This is a genomic window from Microbacterium sp. NPDC087592, assembly GCF_044743585.1.
Classification (GTDB): Bacteria; Actinomycetota; Actinomycetes; order Actinomycetales; family Microbacteriaceae; genus Microbacterium.
On the sequence record NZ_JBIUWT010000002.1, the window covers coordinates 453,238 to 466,725 of the forward strand.

The window sequence follows — 13,488 nt, forward strand, 5'->3', positions numbered from 1 at the left end:
GTTTGCAGTATCGGGCGACGTGTCCCAAGCTGACGATATGACCCCTACGCGCATCGGAATCGTCTGGAATCCCTCGAAGGTCGATCAGAACGTTCTGCAGGACGCGGTGAGCGACGTGTTCGACGAGCAGTACGACATCCGTTGGTGGGAGACGACGCCGGAGGACCCGGGCCGCGGCATGGCCCGGGAGGCTCGCGAAGACGGCCGGGGCATCGTGATCGCCGTCGGGGGAGACGGCACTGTCCGTGCGGTCGCGGAGTCGCTGGCGGGTTCGGAGACGGCCCTCGGGATCGTTCCGCAGGGCACCGGCAACCTCCTCGCCCGCAATCTCGAAGTGCCGCTGAACAACGTCGCCGCAGCCCTCCAGAGGGTTCGGGACGCGGAGCCGCGTCGCATCGATCTCGGTTGGGTGTCGTACGACGGCACCGAGCACGCGTTCGCCGTCATGGTCGGGTTCGGGATCGACGCGCAGATGCTGGTCGAAACCGACGACGACCTCAAGTCGAAGGCCGGCTGGCTGGCCTACGTCGAGGCGATGGGGCGTGCCCTGGCCGGGACCGAGATGACCGACATCACCCTCGCCATCGACGGGGAGAAGGCCGTGGCGGTGCGCGGGCACACCATGCTCATCGGCAACTGCGGAATGGTGCAGGGCGGCATCCGCCTGCTCCCCGATGCCGTTCTCGACGACGGCAAGCTCGATGTGCTCATGATCAGTGCAGACGGCGCCCTGCAGTGGTTGGACACCCTGCGCTCCTTCGTCTGGGACAACGGCATCCGACGGATCTTCGGTGCGACCGATGAGGCGGTCAGCACCGATTCCGCGCGCCACCTGCCCGTCGAGAACATCTCGGTTCAGTTGAAGACGCCTCTCATGTTCGAGATCGACGGTGAGGAGATGGGCGAGCTCTCCGCATTCGAGGTGCGCGTGGAAGCCGGCGCCCTGCTCGTACGCTGAAAGGTGTTCGGCCGGCGGACTGCGCGGGTCAGACGGCGGTGACCGGGGGTACGATCTTCCGGTCCTGAGCGGGGAACGTCACCTTCTGCACGATGATGATGATGCTCGCGGCGACCGGGATGGCGACGAGCGCTCCGAGGATGCCGCCCAATGCGCCACCGGCGACCGCGGCGATGACCACCAGCGCCCCGGGAACCGCGACGGCCTTGCTCATGATCCGCGGCGAGAGCACATATGCCTCGATCTGCATGTAGATCAGGTAGTAGATGATCGCGATCAGTGCGGTCAGCGGCGAGACGAAGAGGCAGATCAGCGAGTTGATGATCGATGCCGTCAGCGTTCCCACCAAAGGGATCATGGATCCGATGAAGGCGATGAGGGCGAGTAGCGCGGGGACCGGCGCCCCGATGATGCTGAGGAAGATCAGGCTCAGGACGCCGTTGATGAGCGCCAAGCTCGCCTGCCCGATCACATAGCGCCCGACCGCGCCGGAGACGTCTTCGAGCAGTCCGCTGAAGGTTCCCCGCTGGTAGGCGGGGACGAAGCGGGCGGCCACATGCTTCATGCTCCGCAGGGACGCCATGAAGTACAGCGTCAGGATCAGGACGATCGTGATGCCGGTGAACCCACCGGCGATCCCCGCGCCGACCGCGAACACGCCGCCGCCGATGTCGAGGAAGTTGTCCGGGTCTCCGACGAAATCGAGGATGCCCTGGACGGCATCCTGGATGCTCGAGCCGAACTGGCCGCTGACGTCTTTGTACCAGGCGCTGGCCATGAAGTCCTCGACCATCTGCGGGCCGTCCTTGATCAGGTTGCTGATCTGCTCGACGAGGATCGGGACGATGGCGAGGATGATTCCCGCGAAGGCGAGGACCACACCGGCGACGACGATGGTGACGGCGGCCGGGCGCGGGAGTTTCTTCTCGATGAACGTGACGATCGGGTCCAGTCCGAGGGCGAGGAAGATCGCCACGCCGATGTAGACGAGCACGGTCGCGAGCTGACCGATGATGCTGCCGACCGCCAACGCGACCAGGACCCCGAGCGCACCGAGCAGACCGAACATGAACGGGTTCGTGCGCGCATATGCGGCCACCGCGTTCGACGGCTGTGACGGCGCGGCTTCCACAGGTGTGCGCGGTTCGGCCTTCGCGATCACTCTTCTACGGCGCATGGTTCCCCCGGTCGATGGTCAGACTCACCAGTTGATCATTCGTGTGCCCGGCGGTCAAGCGCAGAGTCCGCGCGGCGGCGTAGTCGGTCGTCTCGGCACGGCTGCCGGACCGATATGGTGGGATCGAGGGCCCCGTACCCGGGGGGCCGGGCTGCGGTGGGGAACCGCATGGGGAGGGTTTCATTGTGCTGTGGGGACGCGTTTCACCGAGAGAAGTCGACCGGTCGTCGACGTTCGAACCCGACGCGCCACGTGCGCTCAGGGGGAAGCACACGCTGACTCGCTCGCGACGCCGCTGAGGTGGCCGGAGAGAACCGCCCGTCGCCCTTCCCGGCGCTGGGCGTCTGTCGAGCGCGATCGGGAGTCGTGTCGTGCCCGTGACGAGAGCGCGCACGCTGGCCATGTTCGGGAGCGTGCGCATCCGCGAGTTCGTGGCGGGGCGCGATGACGCGCGTTCGAGGCTCGACCGCATGCCGGGACTGATCGGACTGCACAGTGTCCGCTCCGGCAGCATCGATATCGGCTCCCCGTCCGGAACGGTGCGACTGGCGGAGAACGATGCTTTTCTGCTCAACCACGATGCGACCGTTCTGACTTCGCCGCTGAAGCGACTGCGTCTGCTCTCGATCGTCCTGCCCGCGGAGGTGCTCGCCGGGTTCGCGGCGCCGGCGCCGGGCGAGATCCGGCCCGTGTCACCGTCGACGTCACTGCTCGACCCGGCGGTCGCGTTCGCCGAGCGGGCGGCCGTCGTGGACGCCGATCCGGTGAGCGCCTTCGGGAACTACTACCTCGAGCGTCTCCTGCAGGAGATGGTGCTGGGCGTGGCTGTCGAGGCCACCCGTGCCGCGGCGGCCGGCCTTCCGCCCGATCATCATCGCGATGCCCTGAACCTGATCACCGCGCAGGCATCAGATCCTTTGCTGTCGCCGCGCGGCGTCGCCGAGCAGCTCCGGCTTTCCCTGCGTCAGCTGCAACGTGCGTTCCGGGCACAGGGTACGACGGTGGAGCGGGAGATCCGCCGATCGCGCGTCGAGCATGCGATCGGTCTGCTCACGGATCCCGCGTACGACCGCCTGAGCATCGAGGAGATCGGTCGGTACTCCGGCCTCGCCGGCGGGTCGAGCCTGGCGCGGGCGATGGCGCACGAGGGGCGGCGTGCCCCGTCGGAGGTCCGACGGCGACGAGAGGGGTGACCTCCGTCGGCGGTGCGCGTCATACCCAGCGCGACACCCCTGGTCGAGAAAGCGACATGTGCGTGCCGGACGGGAAGTGCCGGTCGTCCCCGCTGCCAGCATGACGGATGGCCGGCCGTACTCCCATTCGCGGCTGCCGCACGAGCGCGGAACCCGCCGCGCGATCCACACGGGTCCAGCGAGTGTGCCGATGCGTCGAAGCTCCGCGTGGCCAGTGCCACGCGGCGAGACGTCGTGACACCGGTCACCCGAGTGGACTGTGCCGACCCCCAAGGAGAACATCGAGATGAATGAGAACGAGAACCAGCGCGGTGCCGGCTTCGACCGCCGCACCGTGATCAAGGCGGCGGCCTGGTCGGCACCGGTCATCGCGGTAGCCGTCGCCACCCCGCTCGCCGCCGCGAGCGAGAACACGCCCGACCCCCAGCCGCAGCCGGCCCCTGGAGGGGGGCTCTCGTCGTGGCAGGGCGGCACCTCGGTCCAGACCTGGACGGCCACGCAGCCGAACCGCGTGCAGGTGAACACGGGGCAGACCCTCGGCTTCAACGCTTTCGACGGCACCACCGGCGACATGGAGCCGGCGGGCAAGTTCACGTCGGGGACCGCCACCGTCACCGTCGCGTGGGGTGCCGGTAACGGCGTGACCAACCCGGGCAGCTACCGCCTCCAGGAGCAGAACCTCCACGGATGGACCCGCGTCGGATCGCTTCCGGCCGACGGCACCTCGGGGAGCGTGACCTACACCTACAGCGGTGTGCTGAACGGCGCGGAGAACCTCGTGCAGCTGCCGGTGCTCTGGCTCCTGCCGTCCGCGGGGGGTGCGCTCGTCGACACGTACGTGAACACCACGCTCTCGTCGGACTTCCTCAGCGAGAAGACCTCCGGCTCGAAGGTGCCGTAACCACCGCGTATCGACGTCGTGATCGGAGAAGCGCCCGCCGGGATGACCGGCGGGCGCTTCGTCGTGCGCGTCTTCTCCCACCGGGCTGTGCACATCATCGGGCAAGCGTCGAGCGCACGGCCTCGCGTCGGGTGGTCACACCGAGCTTCCGGTAGACCGAGCGGATGTGCGTCTTGACGGTCGGGTAGGCCACACCGAGGTGCGCGGCGATCTCCTCGGCCGTCATCGTCGTGCGCAGGCACCCGAGAACCTCGCTCTCCCGCGGCGTGAGCACGCCGGCGAGGCGTCGCGACAGTTGTCCTCGTCGCTCCAGGACGACGGCGAGGAAGGGATCATGACGTGATCCCCGATGCGCGTGTGCGCTGAGGAGGTCACCGATCAGCGGGTCGTCCGACAGGAACGGGGCGAGGATCCGCTCCGACGAGGCGGCCTCCAGCGCTCGGTCCAGGAGCTCGTGTGCTTCCGACCCGCGACCGGCCGCAGACCGCAGCGCGGCGGAGGTGATCAGCGTGCTCACACGTGCGTACCGGGGCAGGGCGCCCGCCGACGCCAACCGCAGCGCCTGAGCCGCGAGCGCTGGCTCATCGAGGACCCGGTAGAGCTCGGCGAGCACTGCGTGCGCCACCGCGGCACCGGGTCGTGTGAGCGCGGGCGCCGCGATGGTTCGCGCGCGCTGGTCATGCCCCTCCGCATGCGCGAGCAGCGCGGAAACCACCCGCCGTAGCGTGTCCCACGGAATGCCGTGCTTGTCGGCCCTGCTCACGCCACGGATCAGCTCGGATGCCGCGTAGTAGCGGTCGTCACGCTTCAACGCGACGAGGCTCATCACCAGGTAGAGGCGGGCGAGGGCTTCGAAGTTGTGGCCGGGAGCGGTATCGGCGACCGCAGGATCCAGGTGGCGGATCGCCTCGTCGTAGTCCCCGCGCCAGTAGGCGATGGTTCCACGATTCGCCTGGGGGAGACCGCCTTCGAAGACGTCCCAATCGGACGGTGCCGCCGCGACCGGGAGCGCATCGAGGGTCTGCTCGGCCTCTGCGAAGAGCCCGGCGTGGGTCAGCGCGAAGGCGAGGTTCGACTGGGCGAGCCGGAAGGTCTCGTCTCGGTCGTGCAGACGCGCCTCGTCCGCTGCGGAGCGGAGCAGTGCGATGGCCTCGCCGAGGTCCCGCCGGAGTCGGACCTCGGTCCACCCCAGCAGGAAGAGCGCGGAGGGATAGTCGTCCTCCGGGCCGCATCGGGTGAGGGCGTCCCGGGCGCGGTCCGCGGCGACGGCCTTGGCGGAAGCATCCGTCGCGAGAAGAAGCTCGGTGAAGCAGACGACGAAGTCCTCTGCGGCGACGCTCAACCCCTGACCGCGCAGGAATGTCGCACCGTGCGAGTCGCCGAGCAGGTCGCGGCAGCACGCGCGGATCAGGAGAACGTGCGCGTCGTGCGGGTCCGGCTGAGCGAGACAGAGCTGCTCGAGTTCGCGGGTCCGGGACTCGAGGATGAGGCGGAGCCAGTTCCGGCGCAGAGCCGTACGGGCGAGCTCCGGATCAGTGGGGGAGATGTCCTCGCGGACGGCGTCGATCACGCGTCAACGATATCGGCGCCGGGAGAGGCGGGGGCGGCGGATGACTCCGGCTCTCATCCGGCGCGGATGAGAAGCGCATTCCGAGGGGGCGGGACTGGCCAGAATTTCAGCGACGCTCGTGTCTTCGGCCAGACCGCAGAACGGGCACCCGACACTGCTCTTCATCCTCGCGGGACGCTAATGCGCTCCGGCGGGAGAACGGAATCAACAGACATGCTCTTCTGGGAAACGCTCGGCTGGATGCTGTGGGCGACCGTCTTCATCGGCTACCTGTTCGCGCTCTTCGCCATCATCGCGGACCTGTTCCGCGATCGCGGCCTGAACGGGTGGTGGAAGGCGGTGTGGGTCGTCTTCCTGATCTTCCTGCCGTTCCTGACCGTCCTGGTCTACCTCATCGCGCGCGGCCAGGGGATGGCCGAGCGGAGCAGCAGGGCGGCGCGTGAATCGGCGGAGGCGACCGAGTCCTACATCCGGGAGGTCGCAGGCAAGACGGCGACCGAGGAGATCGAGGCCGCGGCCCGACTCCGTGATGCGGGCGCGATCAGCTCCGAGGAGTTCGACCGGCTCAAGGCCAAGGCTCTCGCCTGATCCGTTGACACCGATAGCAGGGAACCTCATGCCCGCAACGAAAGTGACCGTGCGCAACTTCGGTCGCGCCGAGTCCGACCTCATGTTCTCCCGCCTCGCGGCCGGGGTCGGACTCGGCGCGTGGAATCACAGCCGCGGCCTGAAGTCTCTCGATGATCAGCCGATCATCCGGCAGAACCGCGACACCCTCTACAGCAGCGCCGTCATCGATGTGCGCGAAGATGTCACCCTCACGCTGCCGGACACCGCGGGTCGTTACATCTCCGCCTTCGTCGTGAGTCAGGACCACTACGGTCCACTGCTGCTGCGGGATGCCGGTCCCCACCTGCTCACCCGCGACGCGATCGGGACCGACTACGCGGTGACCCTGGTGCGCATCCTGGTCGACCCGAACGATGCCATCGACGTCCTGGAAGTGAACCGTCTCCAGGATGCGATCGTCTTGGAGGGTGGCGGCGTGGGGGAGTTCCCGCTGCCGGAGTACGACGAAGCGTCTCAGGCAGAGACCCGCGACGCGCTCCTCACCCTGGGACGCGGCGTCGCCACCTACGACCACGCCTTCGGAACGCCGGCGGAGGTCGATCCGGTCATGCATCTGCTCGGCACCGCCGGCGGCTGGGGCGGCCTTCCCGAATATGAGGCCACCTACATCAGCATCGATGAGGGGCTGCCGGTGGCCGACTACCGGCTGCGGCTCGAAGACGTGCCGGTCGACGCTTTCTGGTCGGTGTCGCTCTACAACGCCGCCGGCTACTTCGAGCAGAACACTCTCGGGGTGAACAGCATCAACAGTCTGACGGCGGTCGCAGACGACGACGGCGGAGTGACCATCCACTTCGGCGCCGACCCGGTGGGCCACTCGAACGCGTTGCCCATCATGCCGGGTTGGAACTACACACTGCGGCTCTATCGTCCGCAGCAGTCGGTCCTCGAGGGAAGCTGGGTCCCGCCGCGCCCTGAGCCGATTCCGACCGACGAACGTTGACGACGGTCGAAGAACAGGAGAAGAGTCGATGAGCATTCCGATCACCCGCCGCATTCCCCTGCGCAGCGCCCCGAACCTGCGTGATCTCGGCGGGTTGCGCGCAGCCGGGGGAGTCCTCCGGTCCGGTGCCGTCTATCGCTCGGCCACCCTCGCTCGGCTGGAAGGCGATGACGTCGAGGCCTTCCTCGGCCTGGGCATCACGACCGTCTATGATCTCCGTACGGTCGGCGAGCGCGGCGCGTCACCCGATCGGTTGCCCGACGGCGTGCGGCTCGTCGGCCTGGATGTGCTGGCCGACAGCACGACGGATGTCGCGGCGGGCGTCGGCCAACTCGCCAGCGACCCGGCCGGGCTCGCTGCGACGCTCGGAGACGGGCGCGGCGTCGAGCTGATGCGCGATTCCTACCGGAACATCGTGAGTCTCCCGTCCGCACTCGCGGCCTACCGGGCGTTCTACCTCGACCTCATCGATCCGGCTCGTCGCGGTGGGGCGCTGTTCCACTGCACGACGGGCAAAGATCGCACGGGGTGGGCGGCGGCTTCGTTGCTTCTGCTGCTCGGCGTCAGCGAGGGCGACGTGCGTGCCGACTATCTCGAGACCAACACCGACTTGCTGCCCGCTCTGCAGCCGCTTCTCGCGGCCGCCGCGGCGAAGGGGGTGGACACGAGATTGCTCCTTCCCGTCCTCGGCGTGCGGGCTGAGTATCTCGACGCAGCGATCGACGAGGCGCACACGAGGTTCGGAGGGATCGAGGGCTACGCCGTGGATGGGCTCGGTCTCGACCCTGCTGATCTCGTCGCGCTGCGTCGGCGTCTCGTCCTCCATGACGGCGAGGCGCAGCCGTCGATCCCCGAAAGGTACTCCTCATGAACCCGCAAGACGTCCTCCCGTTCCCGCCGACCCCGTCTGTGAGCATCGCGGGTCGCACGATGCAGGAATCGGTGTACGGCCAGAGGGCGACTTCGTCTCGGCTTCCCGATGACGCGCCGAACATCCTCATCGTCCTGATCGACGATGCCGGGCCCGGTCTTCCGGACACGTTCGGCGGTGAAGTGCGCACCGACACACTGTCCCGCGTGATCGACGAGGGAATCGGGTTCAACAGGTTCCACACGACCGCGATGTGTTCGCCGACGCGGGCTTCGCTGCTCTCCGGCCGCAATCACCATCGGATCGGGAACGGACAGATCGCCGAGTTGGCGAACGACTGGGATGGGTACGCGGGGGAGATCCCGCGCTCCAGCGCCCTCGCCGCGGAGGTGTTGAAGGACTACGGGTACTCGACCGCCGCATTCGGCAAGTGGCACAACACGCCCGCGATCGAGACCGGAGCCACCGGGCCGTTCCACAACTGGCCCTCCAGCATCGGATTCGAGTACTTCTACGGCTTCCTCGCGGGTGAAGCGTCGCAGTATGAGCCCCACCTCGTGAGGAACACCACGAGCGTCCTGCCGCCGAAGACCGCCGCCGAGGGATACCACCTCAGTGAGGATCTCGCCGACGATGCCATCGGCTGGCTCCGCGACCACAAGGCGCTGGCTCCGGACAAGCCGTTCTTCCTCTACTGGGCGTCCGGCGCGATGCACGGCCCGCATCACATCATGAAGGAGTGGGCGGACAAGTACTCGGGACGATTCGACGGTGGCTGGGACGAATACCGCGAGCGGGTCTTCGCGCGTGCCAAGGCGAAGAACTGGATCCCCGAATCGGCGGAGCTGACCGAGCGGGACGCGCGGATGCCCGCGTGGGATGACATCCCCGAAGACGAACGGGAGTTCCAGACCCGGTTGATGGAGATCGCCGCCGGTTTCGGCGAGCACGCCGACGTGCAGGCGGGACGCGTCATCGACGAGATCGAGGCGCTCGGATACGGGGACAACACCCTGATCATGTACATCTGGGGAGACAACGGGTCGTCCGGTGAGGGGCAGAACGGCACAATCAGCGAACTGCTCGCCCAGAACGGCATCCCGTCGACCGTGCAGATGCACATCCAGGCGATGAACGAGATGGGCGGCCTGGACGCTCTCGGCACGGCCAAGGCCGACAACATGTACCACGCGGGATGGGCTTGGGCGGGCAGCACCCCGTACAAGGGTATGAAGCTGCTCGCCTCCCACCTCGGTGGCACACGCAATCCGTTGGCGGTGCGCTGGCCGGCGCGGATCACCCCGGACTCCACGCCGCGGTCGCAGTTCGTGCACTGCACGGATGTCGTCCCCACCCTCTACGACCTGATCGGGATCACTCCGCCTCGCGAGGTCCGCGGCGTGCACCAGGATCCGATCGACGGATCCAGCTTCGCCGCGGCGCTCACGGACCCGGATGCCGAGGAGACGCACGTCACCCAGTACTTCGAGATCCTCGGCAGCCGGGCCATCTATCACGACGGGTGGATGGCGTCGGCCTTCGGTCCCCGAGCCCCCTGGGTTCCCGGACTGCCGGAGGGGATCGCCGACTGGAGCCCAGACCAGGATGCCTGGGAGCTGTATCACCTCGACGAGGACTGGACGCAGGCTCATGACCTCGCAGACGCGCACCCCGACAAGCTCGCCCAGCTCAAGGAGCTGTTCGCCATCGAGGCGGCGAAGAACAGCGTCTATCCGGTCGGCGGTGGCCTCTGGGTGCCGATCTACCACCCCGAGTTCCGCATCTCGACGCCGTACCGGAGTTGGAACTTCACCGGCGACCTGCGACGGATGCCGGAGTTCATCGCACCGGCGCTCGGGAACCGCGCGAACAGGGTGACGATCGACGCATCGCTGCCGGAGAACGCCGAGGGAGTGCTCTACGCGCTGGGCGGCGCCGGAGGAGGCCTCACGTGCTACCTGGACGACGGCTACCTCTGCTACGAGTACAACACGTTCATCGTTCACCGCACCAAGATCCGGTCCGCAGAGCGGTTGCCTGCGGGGCGCGCGGAGATCGTCGTGGAGACCGGCTACGTCGAAGCGAGGCCGGCCGGACCGCTGCGCATCGACATATCGCTCGACGGCCGGCAGATCGCGACCGGCACCGTGCCCGTCAGCGTCCCGCTGCTGTTCACCGCCAACGACTGTCTCGACATCGGCGTGTGCCTGGGTGGTTCCGTCTCGCTCGACTACTTCGACCGTGCGCCGTTCGCCTTCACCGGTGAGATCCACGCGGTCGACGTGATCTATACGAGCTGACGCCGGCGGTCGAGGTGGAGGTGCTGAAGCAGAGCCTCAGGCACGGGTGGAGTTACGACGCTCGACCGCACGTCTACGAGTACGACGAGACGGCCACCGACGACTTCGGGTTCGCGCGGCTGTGGAGCGGAGGGATGAGTACTGCGCTCCACAGTCGCGCGGGCATCGTTCACGTGGCGGCGATCGTGGAGGGAATCGCCGAGGTGACGGTGGACGGCAGCACCGTGCAGATCGAGGCGGGGCAGATCATCCTGCTCGCCGGCGACTCTGCACTCCGAGCCCACTCGCCGAAACCATGGGCGCGCTACGGCTGGTTCTTCCGCGACAGCATCCTACGGGGGCGGGAGTATCGCCGATTCATGGGTGAGCCGCGGTCGATCACGCGAGAGTCCCTCCTCGCCATGACCTCTGTGGCCAACACATCGCTCGACGCGAACCGAGCCGGGGTGAGGCCCTCCATCCACTCTCGGATCGCGATGGAGCATCTGGTCGCCGCTGCGGCCTATGAGCACTCGGCTCGAGTGCGCACCGATCCGGTGCACCGAGACGGCTTGTTCCTCGCCGCGCAGACGATCATCTCCGAGCGGTACCGCGACCCTGCCCTGACCGTCGAGGCGCTGTGCCGAGAGCTCGCCGTGAGTGCCAGCTCGCTGCATCGCGCCTATCAGCCGATGGGCACGAGCCCGCGGAGAGAGATCGAGCGTCATCGCGTCGCGGAGGGTCTGCGCCTGTTCGCATTGGACGACGGGAAGCGCGGTCCCTCGATGGCGGACATCGCTGCCGATTCAGGATTCACCTCCGTCGTCACGATGCGACGTGCGCTCACGAGGGCGGGGCACCGCTCACCCCGCGGGAATTGACCGCTCCCACGCTCGACGCCGCCGCGCGGCTCGGCGTGCCCGAAGGGGAAGTTGCGACAGAGCAATTCCTGTCACGGAGGACCTCTTTGTCGCAGATGCCGCTCCCGCTCTTCAGTCGGGAATGTCGTGTCGAGAGACTGACACTGCTTCACCACCCGCCGCTGGAAGCCGCGATGGAGCAGCACCCGAATCTGTGACGAAAGGCGAACCATGTCGCATACAGCCTCATGGCTTCTCACGTCACCCCCGGGCGTTCCTTTCCTCGCCTCGGGGAACGACACCTTCACCCCGCACGTGGTATCCCCAACATGTGCGTGGTGATGCTCGCCGGCTCTTCGTGACCGGCTGGAGCGGCGAGGACCTTCGGGAATCATGTTCGGCCCCCAGCCGGACTCGTTCCCGGAGGTCCTCGCAGTCGCGTCGGCGACGTCGTGATCCACTCCCGCTACCGCGTCGCGTACGGGACTGTACGCGGAAGAGCCCGCCTCAGCCGAAGCTGAGGCGGGCTCTTCACGATGCGCTGCGGTCGTCAGACCCCGAAGTACAGCTCGTACTCGAACGGGTGCGGGCGCTGGGCCATCGGCAGGATTTCGTTCTCGTACTTGTACGAGATCCAGGTCTCGATGAGCTCCTTCGTGAACACGCCGCCCTCGAGGAGGAACTGGTGGTCGGCCGCCAGGGCGTCGAGCGAGTCGAGCAGCGAGTTCGGAACCTGAGGGATGTCCTTGGCCTCCTCGGGCGGAAGCTCGTAGAGGTCCTTGTCCACCGGCTCGTGCGGCTCGATGCGGTTCTTGATGCCGTCGAGGCCCGCCATCAGTTGCGCGGCGAAGGCGAGGTACGGGTTTCCGGAGGCGTCGGGCGCACGGAACTCGATGCGCTTGGCCTTCGGGTTGGAGCCCGTGATCGGGATGCGGATCGCGGCGGAGCGGTTGCCGGCCGAGTAGACCAGGTTGACCGGAGCCTCGAAGCCCTTGACCAGACGGTGGTAGCTGTTCAGCGTCGGGTTGGTGAAGGCGAGCAGGGCCGGCGCGTGCGCCAGGATGCCGCCGATGTACCAGCGTGCGATGTCGCTGAGCTGACCATAGCCGGCCTCGTCGTAGAAGAGCGGCTTGCCGTCGCTCCACAGCGACTGGTGCGTGTGCATTCCTGAGCCGTTGTCGCCGTAGAGGGGCTTGGGCATGAAGGTCGCGACCTTGCCCCACTCCTCGGCGGTGTTCTTGACGATGTACTTGAACTTCAGGATGTCGTCCGCCGCGTGGACCATCGTGTCGAAGCGGTAGTTGATCTCCTGCTGGCCACCGGTGCCGACCTCGTGGTGCGAGCGCTCGAGGATGAAGCCGGCGTCGATCAGCTTGAGGGTGATGTCGTCGCGGAGGTCAGCGGTCTTGTCGACCGGGCTCACCGGGAAGTAGCCGCCCTTGTACGGGGTCTTGTTGCCGAGGTTGCCGCCCTCTTCTTCGCGGCCGGTGTTCCAGGCGCCCTCTTCCGAGTCGACGCTGTAGAAGCTGGAGTTCGAGGTGACGTTGTAGCGGACGTCGTCGAAGATGTAGAACTCGGCCTCGGGGGCGAAGAACGCGGTGTCGGCGATGCCCGTCGACGTGAGGTACTTCTCGGCCTTCTTGGCGACCTGACGCGGGTCCTTCGAGTAGATCTCGCCGGTGCGCGGGTTGTAGATGTCGAACAGCATCACGAGGGTGCTCGCCTCGCGGAAGGGGTCGACGTACGCGGTGGTGACGTCGGGGATGAGCTGCATGTCCGACTCGTGGATGCTCGCGAAACCGCGGATCGAGGAGCCGTCGAACAGCTGACCGTCGGTGAAGAAAGCCTCGTCGACCGTCGATGCAGGAATGTTGAAGTGCTGCTGTACACCAGGGAGATCGGTGAAACGGATGTCAAGGAACTTGACGTCGTTCTCCTTGATGTAGGTCAGTACCTCGGACGAATCTTTGAACATGTACGACTCCTGTAATGCGGATCGATGGCTTCACGGCCACTCTGCAGAGTACGGACGGGGGATTTCTCTACGGTATCCGCTTTGTTTCGGGCGTGTTACAGGAGCCCGGCGACGATGCGGCATTTCGCTCT

11 protein-coding genes are annotated in these 13,488 nt (G+C 67.1%); 8 read left to right on the forward strand and 3 right to left on the reverse strand.

Annotation, left to right across the window (positions count from 1 at the left end; translation table 11 throughout):
• Positions 1 to 37 precede the first annotated feature (37 nt).
• Positions 38 to 958, forward strand: a complete 921-nt coding sequence (locus ACIOTO_RS15130; RefSeq protein WP_105710047.1) for a diacylglycerol kinase family protein — start codon at positions 38 to 40, stop codon at positions 956 to 958.
• A 28-nt stretch (positions 959 to 986) separates the two neighbouring features.
• Here ACIOTO_RS15130 and ACIOTO_RS15135 read toward each other — a convergent pair whose 3' ends face one another.
• Positions 987 to 2,135, reverse strand: a complete 1,149-nt coding sequence (locus ACIOTO_RS15135; protein ID WP_029261807.1) for an AI-2E family transporter — start codon at positions 2,133 to 2,135, stop codon at positions 987 to 989.
• 371 nt (positions 2,136 to 2,506) lie between these two features.
• Here ACIOTO_RS15135 and ACIOTO_RS15140 point away from each other — a divergent pair, with 371 nt between their 5' ends.
• A complete protein-coding gene (locus ACIOTO_RS15140; RefSeq protein WP_400858461.1) occupies positions 2,507 to 3,328 on the forward strand; it encodes a helix-turn-helix domain-containing protein in 822 nt (273 codons plus the stop codon).
• Between the two features lie 286 nt (positions 3,329 to 3,614).
• Positions 3,615 to 4,229, forward strand: a complete 615-nt coding sequence (locus ACIOTO_RS15145; RefSeq protein WP_262001024.1) for a hypothetical protein — start codon at positions 3,615 to 3,617, stop codon at positions 4,227 to 4,229.
• A 94-nt stretch (positions 4,230 to 4,323) separates the two neighbouring features.
• Here the strand turns inward: ACIOTO_RS15145 and ACIOTO_RS15150 are convergent, their stop codons facing one another.
• Complete coding sequence (locus tag ACIOTO_RS15150; protein ID WP_400858462.1) at positions 4,324 to 5,799, reverse strand: LuxR C-terminal-related transcriptional regulator; 1,476 nt, start codon at positions 5,797 to 5,799, stop codon at positions 4,324 to 4,326.
• Between the two features lie 213 nt (positions 5,800 to 6,012).
• Between ACIOTO_RS15150 and ACIOTO_RS15155 the strand changes: the two genes are divergently transcribed.
• Genes ACIOTO_RS15155 through ACIOTO_RS15175 form a run of 5 tightly spaced genes read left to right on the forward strand, consistent with a single transcriptional unit; the run spans position 6,013 to position 11,403 of the window.
• The gene (locus ACIOTO_RS15155; RefSeq protein WP_029261811.1) at positions 6,013 to 6,387 is read left to right on the forward strand and encodes an SHOCT domain-containing protein; all 375 of its coding nucleotides are present in this window, start codon (positions 6,013 to 6,015) and stop codon (positions 6,385 to 6,387) included.
• Between the two features lie 28 nt (positions 6,388 to 6,415).
• Positions 6,416 to 7,372: a DUF1214 domain-containing protein gene (locus tag ACIOTO_RS15160; protein ID WP_400858463.1), complete on the forward strand. Its 957-nt coding sequence runs from the start codon at positions 6,416 to 6,418 to the stop codon at positions 7,370 to 7,372.
• 28 nt (positions 7,373 to 7,400) lie between these two features.
• Positions 7,401 to 8,243, forward strand: a complete 843-nt coding sequence (locus ACIOTO_RS15165) for a tyrosine-protein phosphatase (RefSeq protein ID WP_400858464.1) — start codon at positions 7,401 to 7,403, stop codon at positions 8,241 to 8,243.
• Entirely contained in the window at positions 8,240 to 10,543 is a 2,304-nt protein-coding gene (locus tag ACIOTO_RS15170) for an arylsulfatase (RefSeq protein ID WP_400858465.1), read from the forward strand. The genes ACIOTO_RS15165 and ACIOTO_RS15170 overlap by 4 nt, the downstream gene beginning before the upstream one ends.
• Positions 10,544 to 10,563: 20 nt before the next feature.
• Positions 10,564 to 11,403, forward strand: coding sequence for a helix-turn-helix domain-containing protein (locus ACIOTO_RS15175; RefSeq protein ID WP_400858466.1), 840 nt, complete (start codon positions 10,564 to 10,566; stop codon positions 11,401 to 11,403).
• 529 nt (positions 11,404 to 11,932) lie between these two features.
• Here the strand turns inward: ACIOTO_RS15175 and glnA are convergent.
• Entirely contained in the window at positions 11,933 to 13,357 is a 1,425-nt protein-coding gene (gene glnA, locus ACIOTO_RS15180) for a type I glutamate--ammonia ligase (RefSeq protein ID WP_029262830.1), read from the reverse strand.
• Positions 13,358 to 13,488 lie beyond the last annotated feature (131 nt).

Bases quoted from the DNA above. Each gene is read 5' to 3' on its own strand.
- ACIOTO_RS15145 (WP_262001024.1), top strand. From the start codon at position 3,615: ATGAATGAGAACGAGAACCAGCGCGGTGCCGGCTTCGACCGCCGCACC.
- ACIOTO_RS15170 (WP_400858465.1), top strand. From the start codon at position 8,240: ATGAACCCGCAAGACGTCCTCCCGTTCCCGCCGACCCCGTCTGTGAGC.
- ACIOTO_RS15130 (WP_105710047.1), top strand. From the start codon at position 38: ATGACCCCTACGCGCATCGGAATCGTCTGGAATCCCTCGAAGGTCGAT.
- ACIOTO_RS15160 (WP_400858463.1), top strand. From the start codon at position 6,416: ATGCCCGCAACGAAAGTGACCGTGCGCAACTTCGGTCGCGCCGAGTCC.
- ACIOTO_RS15165 (WP_400858464.1), top strand. From the start codon at position 7,401: ATGAGCATTCCGATCACCCGCCGCATTCCCCTGCGCAGCGCCCCGAAC.
- ACIOTO_RS15135 (WP_029261807.1), bottom strand. From the start codon at position 2,135: ATGCGCCGTAGAAGAGTGATCGCGAAGGCCGAACCGCGCACACCTGTG.
- ACIOTO_RS15155 (WP_029261811.1), top strand. From the start codon at position 6,013: ATGCTCTTCTGGGAAACGCTCGGCTGGATGCTGTGGGCGACCGTCTTC.
- glnA (WP_029262830.1), bottom strand. From the start codon at position 13,357: ATGTTCAAAGATTCGTCCGAGGTACTGACCTACATCAAGGAGAACGAC.